Annotated in this window: 18 protein-coding genes; 7 read left to right on the top strand and 11 right to left on the bottom strand. The window is 65.6% G+C overall.

All coding sequences use genetic code 11. The features are described 5' to 3' along the window. Positions 1 to 5: 5 nt before the first annotated feature. Positions 6 to 299 (top strand): hypothetical protein, encoded by a 294-nt coding sequence (locus B2R83_RS11880; protein WP_292041417.1) that lies wholly within the window; start codon positions 6 to 8, stop codon positions 297 to 299. Here B2R83_RS11880 and B2R83_RS11875 read toward each other — a convergent pair. Beyond that, positions 269 to 829, bottom strand: coding sequence for a hypothetical protein (locus B2R83_RS11875; protein ID WP_292041415.1), 561 nt, complete (start codon positions 827 to 829; stop codon positions 269 to 271). The genes B2R83_RS11880 and B2R83_RS11875 overlap by 31 nt on opposite strands. A gap of 368 nt (positions 830 to 1,197) precedes the next feature. Between B2R83_RS11875 and B2R83_RS11870 the strand changes: the two genes are divergently transcribed. Together B2R83_RS11870 and B2R83_RS11865 are read left to right on the top strand one after the other, a co-directional pair. Next, on the top strand, positions 1,198 to 2,130 hold the full coding sequence (locus B2R83_RS11870) for a DnaJ C-terminal domain-containing protein (protein WP_292041628.1): 933 nt from the start codon (positions 1,198 to 1,200) through the stop codon (positions 2,128 to 2,130). A gap of 3 nt (positions 2,131 to 2,133) precedes the next feature. After that, positions 2,134 to 2,445, top strand: a complete 312-nt coding sequence (locus B2R83_RS11865) for a MerR family transcriptional regulator (protein ID WP_292041413.1) — start codon at positions 2,134 to 2,136, stop codon at positions 2,443 to 2,445. Positions 2,446 to 2,539: 94 nt separating this feature from the next. Here B2R83_RS11865 and B2R83_RS11860 read toward each other — a convergent pair whose 3' ends face one another. From B2R83_RS11860 to tssF, 3 genes are all read right to left on the bottom strand, one after another. After that, on the bottom strand, positions 2,540 to 3,163 hold the full coding sequence (locus B2R83_RS11860; RefSeq protein WP_051996988.1) for a type 1 glutamine amidotransferase domain-containing protein: 624 nt from the start codon (positions 3,161 to 3,163) through the stop codon (positions 2,540 to 2,542). A gap of 79 nt (positions 3,164 to 3,242) precedes the next feature. Then, entirely contained in the window at positions 3,243 to 4,229 is a 987-nt protein-coding gene (gene tssG / locus B2R83_RS11855) for a type VI secretion system baseplate subunit TssG (protein ID WP_292041410.1), read from the bottom strand. Positions 4,230 to 4,236: 7 nt separating this feature from the next. Beyond that, on the bottom strand, positions 4,237 to 6,072 hold the full coding sequence (gene tssF / locus B2R83_RS11850) for a type VI secretion system baseplate subunit TssF (protein WP_292041405.1): 1,836 nt from the start codon (positions 6,070 to 6,072) through the stop codon (positions 4,237 to 4,239). A gap of 179 nt (positions 6,073 to 6,251) precedes the next feature. Here tssF and B2R83_RS11845 point away from each other — a divergent pair, with 179 nt between their 5' ends. Then, on the top strand, positions 6,252 to 7,688 hold the full coding sequence (locus tag B2R83_RS11845; protein WP_292041403.1) for an MATE family efflux transporter: 1,437 nt from the start codon (positions 6,252 to 6,254) through the stop codon (positions 7,686 to 7,688). Between the two features lie 73 nt (positions 7,689 to 7,761). Then, complete coding sequence (locus B2R83_RS11840) at positions 7,762 to 9,981, top strand: S9 family peptidase (protein WP_292041401.1); 2,220 nt, start codon at positions 7,762 to 7,764, stop codon at positions 9,979 to 9,981. Between the two features lie 109 nt (positions 9,982 to 10,090). Here the strand turns inward: B2R83_RS11840 and B2R83_RS11835 are convergent, their stop codons facing one another. Beyond that, complete coding sequence (locus B2R83_RS11835; protein WP_307189251.1) at positions 10,091 to 10,291, bottom strand: CsbD family protein; 201 nt, start codon at positions 10,289 to 10,291, stop codon at positions 10,091 to 10,093. A 180-nt stretch (positions 10,292 to 10,471) separates the two neighbouring features. Between B2R83_RS11835 and B2R83_RS11830 the strand changes: the two genes are divergently transcribed. Continuing rightward, on the top strand, positions 10,472 to 11,554 hold the full coding sequence (locus B2R83_RS11830; protein ID WP_292041398.1) for an AI-2E family transporter: 1,083 nt from the start codon (positions 10,472 to 10,474) through the stop codon (positions 11,552 to 11,554). A gap of 179 nt (positions 11,555 to 11,733) precedes the next feature. Here the strand turns inward: B2R83_RS11830 and B2R83_RS11825 are convergent, their stop codons facing one another. The 4 genes from B2R83_RS11825 to B2R83_RS11810 all read right to left on the bottom strand — a co-directional run bounded on the left by B2R83_RS11825 (position 11,734) and on the right by B2R83_RS11810 (position 17,389). After that, positions 11,734 to 11,910 carry a CsbD family protein gene (locus B2R83_RS11825; protein WP_027864847.1) on the bottom strand — a complete coding sequence of 59 codons (177 nt, stop codon included), beginning with the start codon at positions 11,908 to 11,910 and terminating at the stop codon, positions 11,734 to 11,736. 72 nt (positions 11,911 to 11,982) lie between these two features. Next, the gene (locus B2R83_RS11820; RefSeq protein ID WP_292041395.1) at positions 11,983 to 12,600 is read right to left on the bottom strand and encodes a class I SAM-dependent DNA methyltransferase; all 618 of its coding nucleotides are present in this window, start codon (positions 12,598 to 12,600) and stop codon (positions 11,983 to 11,985) included. Positions 12,601 to 12,666: 66 nt separating this feature from the next. Continuing rightward, positions 12,667 to 14,721 carry a M13 family metallopeptidase gene (locus B2R83_RS11815; protein WP_292041393.1) on the bottom strand — a complete coding sequence of 685 codons (2,055 nt, stop codon included), beginning with the start codon at positions 14,719 to 14,721 and terminating at the stop codon, positions 12,667 to 12,669. Positions 14,722 to 14,755: 34 nt separating this feature from the next. Then, entirely contained in the window at positions 14,756 to 17,389 is a 2,634-nt protein-coding gene (locus B2R83_RS11810; RefSeq protein ID WP_292041390.1) for a M1 family metallopeptidase, read from the bottom strand. A 272-nt stretch (positions 17,390 to 17,661) separates the two neighbouring features. On the opposite strand from B2R83_RS11810, the gene B2R83_RS11805 reads away from it, so the two are divergent. Then, positions 17,662 to 17,943, top strand: coding sequence for a flagellar protein FliT (locus B2R83_RS11805; protein WP_036216062.1), 282 nt, complete (start codon positions 17,662 to 17,664; stop codon positions 17,941 to 17,943). 51 nt (positions 17,944 to 17,994) lie between these two features. Here the strand turns inward: B2R83_RS11805 and B2R83_RS11800 are convergent, their stop codons facing one another. After that, the gene (locus B2R83_RS11800) at positions 17,995 to 18,945 is read right to left on the bottom strand and encodes an HDOD domain-containing protein (protein ID WP_292041388.1); all 951 of its coding nucleotides are present in this window, start codon (positions 18,943 to 18,945) and stop codon (positions 17,995 to 17,997) included. 356 nt (positions 18,946 to 19,301) lie between these two features. Next, positions 19,302 to 19,679, bottom strand: coding sequence for a hypothetical protein (locus B2R83_RS11795; RefSeq protein WP_292041385.1), 378 nt, complete (start codon positions 19,677 to 19,679; stop codon positions 19,302 to 19,304). Between the last annotated feature and the right edge of the window lie 130 nt (positions 19,680 to 19,809).

Below are 19,809 nucleotides of genomic sequence, written 5' to 3'. Positions count from 1 at the left end.
GCCCCATGTATGGAAAAGTCAAACGCCTGCGCTCCGCGGGCAAGCGCCTGTCGGATCACGATATTGCCCGGTCGGACTTCGTTCAGGGCGAGGTGCGCGTCTATGGCCTGGCTGGAGTCATTGTGGCCAGCGTCAGCGATCCGAATTCCCAAGTCGGCGAGCCGCTGCTGCCCATCCTTCATCACGCCAAACTGGTCACGATGCACGGCCATGGCATGTTGCTCTACGGCGAGGAAAGGCAGCAGGGCGATGCCGGGCCGGCATACATTCAGGAGTGGTCGGTGATGGTCGGGAGTTGACGGCGCACCACAATTACTCTCTGCTTTATTGGCGCCGGCGGCTCTCCGTCCAGGCCGAGCCCCCGAACGATGTCGGCATACGTGCGATCTGGCGGAAACATATTGTTCAGCGGCGTATTAATGCGCCGAATGTAATAGGCCTCAACAGTCTTGACATGCATTGCGGGCACCTCGATGTAGGAATGAGAGTTCCATCGCTTGCCGCCGTCCCGGTGCTGCATTGCCCTGTCTCGTAGGCACTGTGATTGCCCCACGTAAATGCATTCTTCGCCATCGAAAAGAAAGTAGACTCCTGCGGTGGCCGGCATGTCGCGTGTCGTCCTGGCCGCAAGGATCTCTGCGTCGCTGAAATGGAAGGCCTGGGCGTGATGAATCAGCCACTGCGCCGGGATCTTGTGCTCGTTGTTCCACCCCTCCCAGGCGAAGTGCCGGGCAACATCCGGGCTAAGTTCTCGGACTGGCAGGCGAAAGCGCTCCGCCTCGTAAATCGCCTCCCAATCAATATCGTCTTTCTTTGCGACTTCAAGCATGGTTCGTAGGCTCCTTTTCGTTGGAATGGCAGCTTTCAGCCAACCTAAGCCTTGAAACCCGCATGGATGCTAGCAGACTGCGGGTTCGATTCCCGCCGCCTCCACCAACCTCTTCCAAAAAGCCGCTGATTCGTCAGCGGCTTTTTCATTTCTGCTGGTCCGCTGTATCCACTGTTCATGTCGATTTCCTCCTCGCGAGAAATTCGTTGACGCTAGCAATCTGGTATTTCTCGTCAGCCAAAGCGATAAGGAAATAAGACCGCATGCAAGATTCGCTAGCTGAGCTGCAACAGGCCCGGCCCACCATAACCGTGCGCTGTTCGAAGGCGTAGCCGGTTAGGATGACCAGAACCTTTGCGGAGGTGCGCATGGAGTACAAGGACTATTACAAGACTTTGGGGCTGGAAAAAAACGCCTCCCCGGATGACATCAAGAAGGCCTACCGCAAGCTCGTGCGCCAGTACCACCCGGACGTCAGCAAGCACAAGGACGCGACCGAGAAGACCAAGGAAATCAACGAAGCCTACGACGTGCTGGGTGACGCCGAAAAGCGTGCGGCCTACGACGACCTGGGCCGCCGCGGCCAGCAAACCCGCGAAGGATTCCGGCCGCCGCCGGACTGGGCCTCGCAGCACGATTTCTCCGGCGCCGACGCGGACGACATCTTTGCCGACCTGTTTGCGCACATGGGGCGCCGTGGTCGCACGGGCGCCGGCCCGGGTGCGGGCTTCCAGATGCGCGGCGAAGACATACACGCCGCGATCACGATCGACCTGCACGACGTCTACACCGGCGCGACGCGCAACATCAGCCTGCGCGCGCCGGTGCAGGACGCGCAAGGCCATGTGACGATGCAGGAAAAGACCCTGAGCGTGAACATTCCAAAAGGCGTCACGCCCGGCCAGCAGTTGCGGCTGGCCGGACAGGGCCAGCCCGGGATAGGGGGCGGCCCGGCGGGCGACCTGTACCTGGAAATCCAGTTCAGCGAAGACCCGCGCTACCGGGTAGAGGGCGCGAACGTGTATGAGACCGCGCCTGTGGCGCCATGGGAAGCGGCGCTGGGCGCGAGGATATCGGTGCCTACACCGTCCGGGACGGTCGAAGTTTCGGTCCCCGCAGGATCGCAAAACGGGCGCAAACTGCGCCTGAAGAGTCGCGGCATCCCGGCCGCCACGCCAGGCGACCTGTACCTGATCCTCGCAGTGGTGCTGCCCCCGGCTGATACTCCGCACGCAAAAGAGCTTTACGAACAGATGGCGCGCGAGATGTCCTTCAATCCGCGTGAAAACATGGGAGCCTGAACGATGCAACAGCCACAGACCCTGACCGGCGTGCTGCTGGAAGAAGTGGCCCTGAGCCTGGAAGAACTGGCGCGGGCGGCGAACGTGGAACCGGAGTGGGTAGTGCGCCACGTGCAGGCCGGCGTGCTGGGCGGGGAGCCAGCGGTGCAGGTGACGAGCCTGCGTTTTGGCAGCAGCGACCTGGACCGTGTGCGGCGCCTGCTCAGCATCGAGCGCGACTTCGAAGCCAACGAGCAGATCGCGGCGCTGGTGATCGACCTGAGTGACGAGGTGCGGCGACTGCGCACGAGGATGCGCGTGCTGGGCCTCGAATAGGGCCTATGGCGTAACGCCAACTGTACGCCCTGGGGTCAATCGAATGTAAAAGGGGACAAGCTTGTCCCCTTTATCGAATCGCTGCTCGTTTTCCTTACGACGTCGGCCCCGGATCCATTCCCGCCTGCTGAATCACCATCAACTCCTTCATCAGCGCCTCGTTAAACGCCGGAATATCATCCGGCTTGCGACTCGTGATCAGCTTGCCGTCCACCACCACCTCGTCATCCGTCCACTCCGCTCCCGCAGCCTTCAGGTCGTCCTGGATCGCCGGATAGCTGGTCAGGTGCTTCGATTCCGCAATCCCTGCCTCGATCAGCGGCCACGGACCATGGCAGATCGCCGCGATCGGCTTGTCGGCGTCGTCGAACGCCTTGATGAAGGCAATCGCCTCCGGCATCTGGCGCAGCTTCTTCGGATTCTCCTCCCCGCCCGGCAGCAGCAGCGCATCGAAGTCCGCTTCCTTGGCCTGCGCCAGGCTCAGTTCCACCTTGAACTTGTCGCCCGGCTGGTCGTGGTTCATGCCCTGCACTTCCTCGCCCGCGCCCTTGGGCGAAACGAGGGTCACGCGCACGCCCTTCTGCTCCAGGAAACTGCGCGGCCCCGTGTACTCGACCTGTTCGACGCCATCGGTCATCAGGACCGCAACGCGCCGGCCGACCAGGTCCTTCTCGCTCACCAGGTCCAGGTGATCGCCCGCATTCACAATATTTTCCATATGCCCTCCTGTCTGGTTGGTTCGCTAGTCGGGTCGATTGTAGGACGCCGACATCGCAGGCGTCGCGCGAATGATGGACCTAAGGCAGCAGATAACAGACGTCGTCGCGGTCGCGCCGATCCGGCCGCGTGCACAGGAAGCCGTCCAGCCCGAGCCGGACCGTACCGTCCAGGCCGGCGCCGTCGACTTCCTCGCCGCGCAGGATGACCTGCAGCTCGCGGTAGGGCACCTCGATCGCGAAACGGTCGAGCAGTGCGGCCAGCGCCCGTGCCCCGCTCGCGCCCGGCAGGAAACGTTCGAACATCCGCGACGACACCGGCCCCACCTTGATGCGGATGCCGAGTTCCGGGCGCAGCAGGCGCTCGCCGAGGGTTGCGCCGAGGCCGACGTCGCAGTTGTTCTCGCCCAGCCGGCTGCGGTCGCCCGTGCCGAGCGGATCCCACTTGCCGGCGAACTGCTCGACCTTGACCGGTACCTGCAGGTATTCGGACAGTACGCCCGCGATCAGGTGCGCCGGCACCGCCCGGCTACGCAGCTGGGCGGCGAAGTAGGCCAGGTTCTCGAATGCCAGGCCGCCCCCGGGCTGGCCCTGCCCCGGCGCCTGCCAGCCCGCGCCGGCCAGCGCCACGAGCTGGGCCAGGAAGCGGTCGCGGTTGTGCTCGTCCGCGCCGCCGCGCACCCGGTATTTTCTCCAGGCGCGGTAGAACAGCGCCACCTGGCGGCTGGAGAAGGCATCGTAGAAGGCGCGCGGCCCTTCGTCGCGCGTGGCATGCTCCCAGGCGGCGATGCGCTCGGTGTAGTGCAGCGGCAGCGCGCCGTTCAGGCCGAGCAGGCCCATCACCGCCGTGCGCACCCGCAGGCGCATCGCGTCCGCGCCGCCCTGGCCCTGCCCCTGCTCGAGCTGCAGCGCATCGATGTCGCTCGCCGGGAAGGCCAGCGACAGGCTGTTCTCGAAGCGGATCGCGGTCTCCAGCGCGACGCCGTAGCGGCGCAGCCAGCGCGACAGCAGGCGAATGGCCTGGAAGAATTCGTAGCGCCAGGGTTCGGCCAGCAGCTCAGTGATCACAGCGCGATCACACCAGCGTCAGGTTACCGTTGCATGGTTCACATCGCAGGAGCTCCCTGTCGGTCTGCGCCGAGCGCAGCACCAGCCGCGTGAAACTGTTGATGTGCACGTACAGGCCGAAGAAGCGGTTCACCACTTCCGCGAACACATACAGGCTGCTGCCGGCGAAGGCCTCTTCGTCCACCGTCATGCGCACCTCCAGCCCGTGGACCAGCGTGGCGCCGCTCTTGTTGCGCATCCAGGCCGTGGACGGCAAGGTCTCCATGGCCGTGATGCCGGCGATCTGGCGCTGGGTCGCCGCCGAGCGCGACACGTCGTACAGGGTCAGCACCTCGCGGAAGGCATCGAGGTCGCCGAGCGAGCGGTGGTTGAGCGCGAGCTGGGCCACCAGGCGCCAATGCGCGCCGCCCGAGGAGGGAAAGCGGTGCGGCAGCGTCGGGCGGCGCAGCAGGTGGATCGGCACGCCGCCGGTGGCGGTTTCGCTGGTCAGGTCGCCGTCCGGGGCCCCGAAGCCTGTGCTGGCGGCGTGCGCGCCGTTGGTGCAGGTCAGGTCGATCGAGGCCACGCACTGCTCGTCGGCCGCCAGGGTAAAGCCGGCATCGGTGAAGCCGATCTTCATGCGCTGCCGGTGCATGCCGCGGTCGTCGCGGCGGGCGAACCAGTAGCGTTCGCGCAGCTCGCCGCCTTCGCCGTGCCGCAGCCCGTAGTAGGGACGGTAGGCAATCGACTGCACCCTGCCCTCCGCCGTGCGCAGCACGTTGACGGTGTCGATGCTGTAGACCTCCACGTCTTCTTCATGGCGCCCCGGCACCACGTCGTACATGGCCGTGCGGTGCGTGATCCGCACCGGCATCGCGGCCTGGTGGAACAGGTTGACCACCGGCGTGCAGCCTGGCACCAGGTGGGCCGCCTCCAGCGTCCCGAGCAGGCGCGCGGCGCCGCTGTCGCCGTGCAGGCCGCCCACGATCAGGTGCAGGGTGAAACGGTGCGCGGCCGCCGGCAGCATCGGCGCCAGCTTGCCCAGGTCGATGTCGATGAAGTGGAACTTGTCGGGGAAGGCGAAGTACTCGCTCAGCAGCCGGTAGGCGGCGTGCTCGCTGGGGCGCAGCGGCACCAGCGCATCGTCGTGGCCGAAGCCGCCCAGCGCCAGCGGCATGCGCTCGAGCTGGCGCCACGGTCCGCCGTCGCCGATTTCCAGGTAGCTGGCGCCGACGTGCATGAACAGGGTGTCGATCAGGCTTGCTGCCAGCAGCGGATCGGCATCGACGTAGAGGCGCAGGCGCGGCAGGCCGAGCTGGCGCAGCAGGCGCGCCGGCGCGGCGCTCTCGATCGTCACCGCCACCTGCCCGGTGGCGCGCGCCGGCAGCCGCACATGGGCCGGCGCATGCACCACGGGCTCGTAGCGCGCCCGCGCCACGCCGACCGGCGCCAGCATCAGGGAACTGGCGGTGCGGAAGCGGCAGACCGTGCCCTTGGCGTGCAGCGCACTCATCTCGGTCCCGCGCGGCACCGATTGCACCTGCTCGACCTTGCCCGGAACCTGCGGCCCGGCGCCGCTGCCGATGCGCGCGATCGAGCAGGAGGGAATCCCCTGCAGGAAATAGGGATAGAGGCTGCCCAGCAGGGCTTCGGTGAACTCGGGATAGTCGTCGTCGAGCTTGCGGGCGGTGCGCGCATTGAGCAGGGCACAGGCCTGGATCAGGCGGCGAATGTGCGGGTCTTCGAGGCCTTCGGCGCCAAGGCCCAGTTCGCTCGCCAGCCGCGGATACTGGTGCGCCAGCTCGCGGCCGACCGTGTTCAGGTAGACCAGTTCACGCTCGTAGTACGGCAACAGTTCTTCCATGGCCCTCTCCTCTCAAGCGTTAAAGGTCGTGCAGTTTTGCGCACGAGACCTTGCGACGGCTCAAGAACGGATGAGCAGTAGCTATTCGGCACGCATTGGATGACGAGCGCGGGGAGCGTGTGGTTCAGTAGGCGGCTTAATCAGTAAAATGGAGGGCTTTCCAGTATCGCCAGACCGACATGACCAGCACCACCTCCCCATCCAGCACCGCTTCGCCCGTACGCACCGAGATTTCCACCTTGTGGCGCCTGTCCTGGCCGATGCTGGTCGGTCAGCTGGCCACCGTGGGCATGGGTGTCGCCGACGTGGCGATGACCGGTCACGTCAGCGCCGAGGAACTGGCCGCCGTGTCGCTCGGCACCTCGGTGTGGTCGATCGTGCTGGTCACCGTGATGGGCACCATGATGGCGATCAATACCGTTGTCGCCCACGAGATCGGTGCGGCCCGCTACGACCAGGTGCCGCATTCGGTCCGCCAGGCGATGTGGAAGGGCCTGCTGGTCGGGCTGGTCGGCTGCCTGTTCGCCAACCTGTGCACCCTGCTCTTCGGCCATGTCGGTCTCGACGAGCAGGTCGCCGGCCGTGCCGCCATGTACCTGCACGTGGCCAGCCTCGGCATGCCGGCCTTCGGCTGCTTCCGCGCGCTGTACGGCTACAGCACGAGCATCAACCAGACCAAGCCGATCATGTGGATCGCTATCCTGGGCTGCGTCTTCAACGTATTCGTGAACTGGCTGCTCATCTACGGCAACTGGGGCTTCCCCCAGCTCGGCGCGGTGGGCTGCGCGGTGGCGACCGCGCTCGGCATGTGGCTGATGCTGGGCGCCATGATCGTGTGGGTCAAGCACGCGCCGCCTTACCGCCAGACTTACCCGTTCACCGGCTGGGAAGGGCCGGATTGGAAAGCCATCGGCCCGATGCTGCGCCTCGGCCTGCCGATCGGCATTACCTATTTCGCCGAGGTCAGCGCCTTTGGTTTGATCAGCCTGCTGGTGGCGCGCTTCGGCGTGGTGGCGGTGTCCTCGCACCAGGTCGCACTCAATTTCTCCTCGTTGGTGTTCATGGTGCCGCTGAGCTTCGCGATCGGCATGATGACCCGCGTCGGCCAGGCCATGGGCGAAGGCAATCCGGAGCGTGCGCGCTTCGTGGGCTGGGTCGGCGTCGGCATGTCGGTGAGCTTCGGCGCCCTGTCTGCGCTGGGCATCGCCATCTTCCGCTGGGAGATCGCGGCCGCGTACACCTCCGATCCGGCGGTGCAGGCCGCCTGCGCCCACCTGCTGCTGTTCGCGGCCCTGTTCCAGCTGTCCGATGCGACCCAGGTCGCCACCGCCTCGGCGATCCGCGGCTACCAGGTGACGCGTCCGCCGATGATCATCCAGCTGCTGGCCTTCTGGGGGGTATCGCTGCCGCTCGGCTGCATCCTGGGCCTCGCGCCGGGCTGGTTCCCGTGGACGCCGGCCGCACCGATGTCGACCACCGGTTTCTGGATCGGCCTGGTGGTGGCGCTGACGGTGGCGGCCGTGCTGCTCACGTGGTCGTTCGAAAAGCTGGCGCGCCAGCGCATCCGCGACGGCGCCAAACAGCCGGTGGCACATCGGCACGCCGAACCGACGTAATTACAGCTTTTGAGGGCCGACTCTGGTATCGTTCCGCAGTTGTCGCAAATTAACTTATACCAGAGACATTTACATGCGCCCTCTCCTGCTCCTTATGGCCGCTCTCGCGGCCGCTCCCGCTTCGGCTGAACGCCTGACGCTGGACCGCATCTACGGCGATCCGGCCCTGGCCGGCGCCAGCGTGAAGACCCTGCGCGTCTCGCCGGACGGCGAACGCGTGACCTTCCTGCGCGGCCGTGCCGACAACCAGTACCAGCAGGACCTCTGGGAATACAACATGAAGACCAAGAGCACCCAGCGCCTGGTCGATTCCAAGCGCCTGGTGCCGAACGAAGAACTCTCGCTCGAGGAAAAGGCACGCCGCGAGCGCGCCCGTACCGCGGGCCTGTCGGGCATCATCAATTATTACTGGTCGCCGGACGGCAAGCAGCTCTTGGTGCCGATCGGCGGCGACCTGTTCCTGATCGACGCCGCCAAGCCTGACGCGCCGCGCAAGGTCGCCTCGGGCAACGTCACCGATCCGAAGATCTCGCCGAAGGGCCGCTACGTTTCCTTCGTGCGCAACCAGAACCTGGTCGTGATCGACCTGCAGACCGGCGCCGAGCGCCAGCTGACGGTCGACGGCAAGGGCACGATCCATAACGGCGAAGCCGAATTCGTCGCGCAGGAAGAGATGGACCAGCATACCGGCTACTACTGGGCGCCGGACGATTCCGCGATCGCCTACCGCCGCTATGACGAAGCGCCGGTGCCGGTGGCGCGCCGCTTCGAGATCTTCGCCGACCGCACCGAAGTGATCGACCAGCACTACCCTGCTGCGGGCGACCCGAACGTGCTGATCGAGCTGATGATCGTGAACCCGGCCACCGGCCAGCAGCGCAAGGTGGACCTGGGCGCCGAGAAAGACATTTACCTGGTGCGCGCCGACTTCAGCGCCGACGCCAAGACCCTGGTCTACCAGCGCCAGACGCGCGACCAGAAGCGCCTCGACCTGGTCGCCGTCGACGTCGACACCCTGGCCCAGCGCCCGCTGCTGACCGAAACCTCGAAGACCTGGGTCGAGATCCACAACGACCTGCGCTTCCTGAAGAACAAGAAAGCCTTCATCTGGGCCTCGGAACGCAGCGGCCGCAAGCACCTCTACCTGTATGGCCTGGACGGCAAGTTGCAGGTCCCGCTGTCGAAAGGCGAATGGGGCGTGGACAGCATCCTGGCGGTCGACGAGGACGGCGGCCGCGTCTACATCTCGTCGAGCAAGGACGCGATGATCGACAAGCAGACCTACGCGCTCAAGCTGGACGGCGGCAATGCCGCCAACCCGGTGCGCATCACGGCCGGCGACGGCTGGCACGAGGCGGCGTTCGCAGGCAACGGCAAGATTTTTGTGGATACCTACTCGAACCCGACCACGCCGCCGCAGGTGTCGATCCGCCGCGCCGACGGCACGATGGTGGAATGGCTGGAAAAGAACGAGCTGAACGCGAACCACCCGTACGCCAAGTACATGCCGGACCACCTGCCGACCGAATACGGCACGATGAAGGCCAAGGATGGCCAGACCCTGCACTATTCGATCATCAAGCCGGCCAATTTTGATGCGAGCAAGCGCTACCCGGTGTTCCTGTTCACCTACGGCGGCCCGCACTCGCAGCGCGTGACCCGCGCCTGGGGCAATTATTTTGACCAGTACATGGCGCAGCAGGGCTTCGTGGTGTTCCGCCTGGATAACCGCGGCTCGGGCCGCCGCGAGCGCGTCTTCACCGACGCCCTCTATGGCAATCTCGGCTCGGTCGAAGTGGAAGACCAGGTGACCGGCATCGATTGGCTGGCCCAGCAGAGCTTTGTCGATCCGAAGCGCATTGGCGTGTTCGGCTGGAGCTACGGCGGCTTCATGACGCTGCGCCTGCTGTCGGCGGCATCGGACAAGATCGCGATGGGCGTGTCGGTGGCCCCGGTGACCGACTGGGCGCTGTACGACACCCACTACACCGAGCGTTATGTGGGCGGCACCCCGAAATCGGATCCGAAGGCCTACGAGCGCAGCGGTGTGTTCGCCCACCTGGACGGCATGAAGTCGCCCCTGCTCCTGATCCACGGCATGGCTGACGATAACGTGCTGTTCACCAACACCACGCGCCTGATCGACGAGCTGGTGAAGCGTAACGTGCAGTTCGATCTGATGACCTATCCGGGCGCCAAGCACGGCATTTCGGGCAAGGTCAACCAGCGTCACGTGTATGGGATGATCGAGGCCTTCTTCAAGAAGAACCTGGGTGGAACGGCGGCTAAGTAAGCCGATTTTCGCCAAGTAAATCAGCCGCCCGAGGGCGGCTGTTTCATTTCAGCGCTCCGAAAACAACAACAGCCGCACGCGGGCGGCTGTTTGCGAAGCGTGAAACAGATTAGTGGCGGCGTGCCGCGTCGTCCAGCTTCTCTTCCACATGCTCCTGGGTATCGCCAGCAGCCTTCTGGACCTTGCCTTCAACTTTGGTCGCCTTGCCCTTGGCTTCCTGGGTCGGGCTGTCGATCGCATCACCAAATTCCTCTTGGATCTTGCCGCCGATTTCTTTCAGTTTGCCCTTGACTTGGTTTTCGTTAATCATGGTCTTCTCCTTTAAGAAAACATGTCCGGATGGCCATGCATGGGTACAGAATACGGCAGCGTCGACAGCGCTTCTGTTCGCGTCCGCACATTACACAAATGTCAGCATTTGCGCGACGTCAAGACACTGGGAATGCTAATCTTTTGTCAACACGACCATCCCGCTCGAAAGGCTGATGCCATGACCGAACAACACCACGAACATGCTTCCGATCCGCCGCAAACCCAGCGCCGCCTCGCCAAGCGGGTGACGATCATCAACGGCCTGGCCATCCTGTTCATCGCGCTCGCAGCCGCCATCGTGCTGGCCGCCGATGCCCTGCTGCTGGTCTTCGCCTGCATCCTGTGCGCCATCCTGCTCTACAAGCTGAGCGAGATCATGGCGCGCCGCTTGCACATGAAGCGCAAGTGGGCCCTGACCATCGTGGTGCTGGCGCTGGCGGCCATCATCGGCCTCGGCAGCTGGGCCATGGCGCCGCAGATTTCCGAGCAGTCGAGCAAGCTGGCCAAGGAAATCCCGGCCGCCGTCGAGCGGCTGCAAGCCGCGGTGCAGCAGCAACCGCTGCTCAAGCGTGTCGCCAGCGAACTGCCGCCGCCGGAACAAATCGTCAAGCAAATGGGCAACATGGTGCCGAACGCCGGGCTGTTCTTCGGCGGCGTGCTGGGCGCCATCGGCAACGTGATCATCATCATCTTCGTCGGCATCTATTTCGCCGCGTCGCCGCAGCTGTACACCAATGGCGCCATCCGTCTCGTGCCGCAAAGCAAACGGCCGCGCGCCCGGGAAGTGCAGCAGGAACTCGGGCAGACGCTGGCGAGCTGGCTGCTGGGCAAGGCCGCCTCGATGCTAATCGTCGGCATCGCCACCTCGATCGGCCTGTCCATGCTGGGCGTGCCGCTGGCGCTGATCCTCGGCATCATTGCCGGCCTGCTCGACTTCATCCCCTACCTGGGCCCGATCATGGCCGGCATACCAGCGGTGCTGCTGGCGCTGTCGATCAGCCCGGAGCTGGCGCTGTACACGGTGCTGCTGTTTACCGGCATCCAGCTGGTCGAAGGCTATGTGCTGCAGCCGCTCATCGAAGCCCGGGCGGTGGACCTGCCGCCGGCCCTGGTCGTCGTCATGCAATTGGTCTTCGGCACCCTGTTCGGCTTTGCCGGGGTGGCGCTGGCAACCCCGCTGGCGGCCGGGCTGGCGGTACTGGTCAAGATGCTCTACATCGAGGACGTGCTGGGCGACCGGCCGGCCCAGAAACGAAGTTAGCGCACAGAACCCCACGGGGGTCAAACCCCACGGGGGTCAGGTCTGACATTCGGACACGAACTCAAGCATTAGGCTGTTGTATTGCTCAGCCCGTGTCTAAATGTCAGACCTGACCCCGTCTGTGGGACGGACAAGAAAAAGCCGCGCAGTGCGCGGCTTTTTCATGGTGGCGGCAAGGCTCAGCGGTTGCCCTTGACGATGTCTTTCACGTCGCCCACCTTTTCCTGCACCTTGCCTTCGGCCTGGTTGGACACGCCTTCGCGCTGGGCCTGGCGGTTGCCGACGGCTTCGCCGACCTTCTCCTGGATCTTGCCGCCGATGTCCTTGGCCTTGCCTTTGATTTGATCGTCGTTCATGTCAGTCACCCTCTTCGGTTGTGAAGCGAGGTCCCACCATAGGCGCGATGAGCGGGGCGTTCTGTTCGCCAGTTAACACACTGGCTTTCGCCAGACGCTGGCCAGCCAGGGCTGCTCCTCGCGCGGCAAGCCGGCTGGGCGGTAGTAATGATGCAGTGGCGTAAAACCCGCCGCGGTCAAGTAGTGCTCCCAAGTCTCGTAGTCGTGGTAGCTGCCGTAGCGCGGGCCGTTCCAGCCTTCACGGTTGTCGCCGCGCGGATTCGAGCTGAACAGGACGCCGCCCGGTTTCAAGGCGCCGTAGAGCTGCGCCAGCACGCCGGGCAGTTCGGCGCTGGGGACGTGGAACAGCGAGGCATTGGCAAAGATGCCGTCGAACATGGCCGGCGGCAGGTCGAGGTGCAGGAAATCCTGGTGCCAGACTTCGCAGCCGCTGAAGCTGCGCGCCATCTCGGCGAAACGGGCGCTGCCGTCCAGGCCGATGGCCTTGTGGCCCAGGCTGGTGAAGGTCTTGAGGTCGCGGCCCGGGCCGCAGCCGAGGTCGAGGATCGTCCAGGGCGCCGGGGCCTCGATCGCGCCCAGCAAGGCATCGATGTTCTGGATGACGTCGTGGTCGATGGTGCCGGCGAAGAAGGCGTCGGCGGTCTGGTCGTAGTGGGCCAGGGTGCGGCGGGAGATGTCGTCTGCGTTCATGACAGCATTATCCGCCAGAGCGCGGCGCGAGCGAACAGAATCCGTCCGTTCGCGCCGCTCACGCCATTACCAGACGCGCACGCGCTGCTCCGGCGCCAGGTACAGCTTCTGTCCCGGCTGCACGTCGAAGGCCTTGTACCAGGCATCCAGGTTGCGTACGGTGTAGGTGCGGTACTGGCCCGGCGAGTGGCCGTCGGTCAGCACGTTGCGGCGCAGTGAGGCTTCGCGCATCTTGGTGCGCCAGCTCTGGGCGAAACCGGTGAAGAACGCGCGGTCCGCCTCCGTCCCGGCCGCCTTGCCGCTCGGCGAGGCCTTGAAGGCGTCGTAGGCCGCGGCCAGGCCGGCCAGGTCGGACAGGTTCTCGCTCAGCGTCAGCTGGCCGTTGATGGCCAGGTCATCGAAGGGTTTATAGGCGTTGTACTGCTCCACCAGCTTCTGCGAGGCCTTCTTGAAATGGGCCAGGTCTTCCTCCGTCCACCAGTCGCGCAGGCGGCCTTGGGCGTCGAACTGGGCGCCCATGTCGTCGAAGCTGTGGCTGATCTCGTGGCCGATCACCGAGCCGATCGCGCCGTAGTTGTGCGCATCCGATGCCTTCGAATCATAGAACGGCGGCTGCAGGATCGCGGCCGGGAAGTTCAGCGCGTTCTGCAGCGGCAGGTTCACGGCATTGACCAGCTGCGGCGGCATCGCCCACTCGGTCTTCCTGGGCTTCTGCTTGAGCTTGGCGAGCTGCTGGGTGTAGTGGAATTCCTGCGCGCGCAGCACGTTGCCCAGCGCGTCGTTCGGCGAGACCTTCAGGCCCTCGTAGGACTTCCACGCATCCGGATAGCCCACGCCCACGTACATGGTGCGCACCTTTTCCTTGGCCTGGGTGCGGGTCGAGGGCGCCATCCAGTCGAGCTTGTCGATGCGGCGCTCGAAGGCGGTCTTGATGTCGGCGACCATCTTCAGGATGCGCGCCTTGTCCTCGGCCGGGAAGTACTTGGCGACGTACATCTTGCCGACGGCTTCGTCCATCGCGCCATTGGTGGCGGCCAGGGCGCGCTTCCAGCGCGGCGACTGCTGCGGCGAGCCGGTCAGGCCCTTGCCGTAGAACTCGAAGCGCAGGTCGGAATAGGCTTTCGGCAGCGTGCTGGCGAACTGGTTCAGGCTGTGGAAGGCCAGGTAGTCCTTCCAGGTGCCCAGGTCGGTGGCGGCCACCTGCTCGGCGGCGCCCTTGAGCGCCCCCGGGTGGTAGGCGATGAAGCGGTCCTGGCCAGCCAGGCGCGCGCCCTTCATGAAGGCGTTCCAGTCCATGCCCGGCGCCTTGGCGGCGAAGTCCTTCATGGTCCAGGTATTGTTGGCCTTCTGGATGTCGGCCGACTCTTCGCGCGAAGCGTGGCTCTCGGCCAGTCTTGACTCCAGCGCGAAGATGTTCGCCGCACGCTCGTCGGCCCGGTCGTAGCCGGCCAGTTTCAGCATGGCAGCGATGTACTGCTGGTACTTGGTGCGCAGCTCGGCCATCTTCGGGCTGTTGTCGAGGTAGTAGGCGCGGTCCGGCAGGCCGATGCCGCCCTGCAGCAGGTAGGGCACATTGCGCGACGGGTCGGTCAGCCCCTGGTTGAACCACACGCCGAACAGGTTCGGGGTGTTGAAGTTGGTCGCGTTCAGCGGGTCGACGTCGGCACGCAGGAATTCGCCCAGCACGCGCGAGAGCGCGGCGCGGTCCTCCATCGCCTCGATTCTATCCAGGCGCGGCTTGAGCGCGGCCAGGCCGGCCGACTCGATCGCCGCCTCGTTCATGTACGCGGTGTAGAAGTCGGCCACCTTGCGCGCCTCGGGAGTGGCGGACTTGCTGGCCGCCGTGTCCTCGATCAGCTTGACGATGCGGGCATTGGTGTCTTCGGCCAGTACGGCCATCGAGCCCCAGGAACCGCGGTCGGCCGGGATCTCGGTCCTGGCCATCCATTCGCCGTTGGCGTAGGCATAGAAATCGTCACCTGGCAGCACGACGGCGCCGGCCGGCGTGGCGGGCGCCACGGCGGCGGCGCTTTGCTCTGCGGCGTAGGATGGAGCCATGGCAAATGCGCCGCACAGCGCCAGGGTGATGGCAGTCTTGTTCAAGGTCCAGCTGGTTTTCATTCGCTTCCCTTCTTGTGAAAGTGGTGTTTGCTCTTTATTGCAGGGCGGCGCGGACCTGCGGTAACAGGCGCGCTTTCTGGTCGGCGCGGATGCGCACGCCGTTGCCGACGCGTTCGGCTTCGACAACGCCGTCCGGACCGAAGTTCTTGCGCATGTACGCTTCCATCATCTCCGCATGCACCGGATTGCTGGAGGAAGCGACGATGCTGGCGAACAGGCTGTTGCGGCCCAGCGCTTCCATATTGGCCAGCAGCGCGTCGCGGTTGGCGATGGCGAACTTCCAGGTCTGGTCGAGGTGCTCGCCGGCGACCCCGCCAATAATATAAGGCACCAGATCCGGCGGGGTGTGCGGCGACAGGAGCGACTGCAGGGTACGCGCGGCCAGCTGCGGGTCCTGGGCGCCCGTGAGGGCGCGGCCAAAACGGTTACGCTCTTCGCTGGTGGGGGCGTTCGCGGCGCGCGCGGCAAGAAGCTCGTAGGTGGCCTTGTCCGCATAGCGGCCGGCGGTGCCGGTGACGAAGTCGATCATCGAGGGCGGCACCGAGGACGGGTCCTGCACATAGCGCGCGAACCTGGCCTTGCCCTCGTCGATGGCCTGGCGGTCGCCGGCGCGGGCCAGCGCGGTGGCCAGCATGCCGCGCAGCTGGGCGTCCTCGGCGGTCTCCCCCGGCTTTTCTTCCCAGCCCAGCTTGTCGAACTTCGGGCGCGCGAAATCGACCAGGAAGCGGCGGATCAGGGCCTGTTCCGGCTCGCCGCGCGCCAGCGAGTCGAGCGTGCGCAGGTTCGACAGGATCGCGTCCCAGACCGCCACGCGCGGCTCGTCGCCGTACTTGCGCACCAGGTCGAGGTAGGCCTCCAGGCCCATGCGGCCGTTCGAGGCGAAGCTCCAGGTGTCCGACAGCAGCTTCAGGCGCGTGCTGTCCGGCAGGCGCGGCGCCTGCTCGGCCAGGGCGTGGAAGCTGGCCGCGTCGTACTGCACGCGGAAGTAGCCGACGCTGTGCGGGTCGACCACCAGGGTGCCGTCGCAGCTGCCCTGGTTGATGGTCGTGCTGGGGCCGGACAGCAGCGTGGTCCAGGCCTTGCCGTTGACGGTGCCGACCTGCAAGGGCACGTTCCACAGGCGTTTTTCACGGGGCGGCTCGTCGAGGCGGTACTGCTCCTGCGACAGCGTCACCTTGCGCCTGCCCTCCTCGCAGGCCTGCTCGACCCGGATCAAGGGGAAGCCCGGCTGGAGGGTCCAGTCCGAGGCCAGCTTCCCGACCGGCTTGCCGGAAGCCTTTTCCAGCGCGGCCCACAGGTCGCTCGATGTCGTATTCGAATACTGGTGCTTCGCCATGTAGGCGCGCATGCCCTTGCGGAAGGCCGATTCGCCCAGGTAGGCTTCCAGCATGCGCAGGAAAGCCTCGCCCTTCAGGTAGGTGATGGCATCAAAAGCCGCCGCGGCCTGCTCCTCGGTCTCGATCGGGGTCTGGATCGGGTGGGTGGTCTTGCGCGCGTCCAGGTTCATCACGTATTCGCGCTCGGCCATGCCTTCCAGGTAGGGACGCCATTCGGGGTGGAAGTGGTGCGTCGCCTTGGTCGCCATCCACGAGGCGAAGCCTTCGTTGAGCCACAGATTGTCCCACCAGGCCATGGTCACCAGGTTGCCGAACCACTGGTGCGCCAGCTCGTGGGCGTTGATGTTGAAGGTGAACTTCTTGACCTTCTCCGGGCTTCTCTTCGGGTCGTACAGCAGGGTCGGCTCGTTGTAGACGACCGCGCCCCAGTTTTCCATGGCGCCGTTGAAACCGCCCGGAATCGCGATCTGGTCCAGCTTGGGCAGCGGGTACGGGATGCCGAAGTAGTTGTTGAAGTAGCGCAGCAGGTCGCGTGTGGCCCCCAGGGCAAAGGTGGCCGAGCCGAGCTTGCCTTCGGTCGTCACGATGCCGATGTCGACGCCATCCTGCTTGCTTGATAAGCGCTCGAGCTCGCCGGCCACCAGCACCACCAGGTAGCTCGGCATCTTCGGGGTGTTGCCGAAGCTGATGCGCTGCATCCCGCCGGCGAGGTCTTCGCGCTTGTCGATCGGGGTGGTGGAGTAGGCCTTGAAATTGCCCGGCACGTCGACGGTGAGCTTGAAGCGCGCGCGGAAGGCCGGTTCGTCCCAGGTCGGGAGCATGCGCCGGGCGTCGGTCGGCGCCATGGTGGTGGCGATCAGCTTCTTGTCCTGGCCGCCCGCCTTGTAGTTCACGTAGAACAGGCCGCGCCCTTCGCGGTTGATCTGGCCGCGGAAGGCCAGCGCCAGCGCGTACCTGCCGGGCGCCAGCGGCTGGGACAGCGCGAAGCGCAGGGTCTGCTGCTTCTTGTCGAGGATGGGGTCGAGTTTCAAGCTGCCGATGTGCTTGCCCGTCAGGCTGGCCGAATCGATCTGCATGTTCTCGGCGTTCAGCATGATGGTCGAGGTCGGCTTCAGGACGTCGATCTCGACCGTCTGGGTGCCGCGGAAGCTGTTGGCGGCGACGTCCGGCACGATGTGGGCGTCGTACTGCAGCGGCACCACGTCCTTCGGCAGCTTGCCCGGCGTTGCCGCGAAAGAAAACGGCGCCTCGGCCTGCGCCGTGGCGGCGCCCAGGGCCAACGCAAGCGCGGCCGTGGCTTTGCGAGCCCGGGCGACTGGCATGTCTCTCATAAGTCTCTCTCTCGAATCTGTTTTTATGTGACGGTTCCTGCGCGCGACGGCGCAAGAACCCAGCACGCACTGTAGGAAAGCCCGGCGCCGCCTGCGCCCGGATTGCGACAGACTGCAAAAAACGGGGCCAGACTGCTGAAACCGGGGAATGGCGGAGGCATTCGAAAAAAATCCGAAATTTTTCTCGAATTACCCTAAAGTTCCCGAAAGCCCATCCGTAAATGCCTTAGATACCCGGCAATCCGGCCGGCGTTCATTGCCTTGGTGCCAACATGACCTCGAACGACGTCCTCTCGATGTACGAAAACCTCGCTGGCCTCAGCAGCCAGATGAAGGGCGCCGCCGAGGCTGGCGACTGGACCGGTTTCGACAAGCTGAACGTGCAGGCGGCGGTGGCCGCTGGGGCCGCGATCGGCGGCGTGCCGGCACTGGAAGGCGCCAAGCGCCAGCGCAAGATCGACCTGCTCAAGCAGCTGATGGCCAATGACCGCGCGATTCGCGACGTGACCGAACCCTGGATGGGGCAGCTGGACCGCGCGATGTGCGCGCACTGAACAGCACGAATTGACGATCGAAGGCACCTGCGGGTGCCTTTTGTTTTTTGGCTACGATTCCAGCTTGCTCAGCTTGCCCAGGCAGCGGCGCTGGTAACTGTTGAGCCCCTCCGTGACGAGCGCATCGTCCTCGGCCAGCTTCCCGGCATCGATCAAGAGCCGCAGCTTGGCGATGTGATCCCCCTGCGCCAGCGCCTGCGCCAGGTTCGGGCCATCCGGTTCGCCGGCCCGGGCGATTGCCTCGGCCACCGTATCCGGGAAATCCCAATGCCTGGCGATGACCGCCGACAGCTGCCGGCTGCGCGCCAGCAGTTCCACCCCGAACGCTTCGGAGGCCGGCACCTTGCCGTTCTGGCAGATGCGGTCGCCAAGGCGGAAGGCGACGATCAGCCCGACGTCCTGCATCAGCCCCGCCAGGCAGGATTCGAAGATGTCGGCCGCCACCGCCGAAGCCATCAGGCTCGCCGCCACCGCGCATCTTTCGGAATGGTTCCATACCAGCGGCGCCGCACGGCGGGCAAAGCCCGCCTCGTGCAGCCTGATGAGGGGCCGGAAGGCGACCCGCGCCAGCAGCATGCGCAAGCCGTTCTGCCCGAGCAGCATGATGGCGGCGTCCAGGGTCTTGATCGGGGTGACCGGACGATAATAGGCGCTGTTGGCCTCGCGCAGCACTTCGGCCACCAGCACCACGTCTTCGGCCACCTGGCCGGCCAGCTCGCCCGTGCTGACGCTCTCGTCGCGCAGGCTGCGCAGCAGCTTGGGGATCAGTTCCGGGACCCGCGGCACCAGCTCGGCCGCGATGGCCGGGTTCTGCGCCAGCGTGCGCACCTGCTCCAGGATCAGGCGCTCGGCCTCGGGCGGCGCGTCGAACCTTGCCGGGCCAGCCAGCCAGAGGTAATACAGGGCGTCGGTCGCGGCATGGTCCGTGCCGCCGCCCGGCTCCTCGGGCGCGGCCGCCTGGGGTTCCGCGCCGCTCAATAAACGATTGATCCAGTTCTTCATAGTCCGCCAGGGTCTGTGCCGCAGGTGGGATTGTAGCCCAAGGGCCCACCATGCAAAACGCATGAACTGCGAATGGACGTCCTGAAAAGACAAAAGCGCCCGCAGGCGCTTTGAGATGTGCCCGAGCAGAAGGCTCGGCCACGGAATCGGGGAGAGCGATCACCAGGTATCTCCTGGCGTCGCCTCTTGCCGGTTGCATCCGGCGTTCGCTGCCTCAGTTGACACGCGAACCGCTTCCGGACACAGGCGTTTCTTCAACGTCTGCCTGCTTTCCGCGCCACGCTATCGGTGGTGGCTGCGCCAGGCCTCTGTGCCGTTCGTGATCTCGCGACCACGGAGTGAGTATAGCAAGAATTTCAATCTTGTGTAGACGAGTTGTGCGCGGCCTCGTCCAGGGTCGGCTCGCGCGCCGAGGCAGGCAGGGGCTTGCGTCCCAGCCGCGCCTTGACGCGCGCGCCCAGACCGACGCGGGGCCCTTCCGCGCGCCTTGCCGTCCGCCTGGCGCGCAGGGCGAACACCAGCCCCGCCAGCAGCGCCAGCACGGCGGCACCAAGCGCCGCCAGCAGCCAGGGCGAGCCCTCTTCCGCCGGCGGCTCCGGCTTTTTCTTCTTCAGCCGGTGCACCTGCTGCTGCGGCGCCACCGGCGTTTGCAGGCTTGAAGCCGGCGCGGCGCCCGCCGCCACCTGCAGCAGCTTCACCTTGTCCTCGAGCTGGCCCAGCTGATCGCGCAACATCGCATTCTTGGCCCCCAGCACGACGCAGGCGTCCACCTGTGCCCTGGGCTGCGGGGCCCCGGCGCCCCCCGCCGGGGGGGCAAAGCCCCCCCCCGAGAACGCCCCGCGGCGCGGCGCGTGCCACTCCCCG

It is taken from the genome of Massilia sp. UBA6681, assembly GCF_002454935.1.
Classification (GTDB): Bacteria; Pseudomonadota; Gammaproteobacteria; order Burkholderiales; family Burkholderiaceae_D; genus Telluria; species Telluria varians.
The sequence above is the reverse complement of the archived record's forward strand: the minus strand, read 5'-3'. Positions and strand labels throughout refer to the sequence as shown.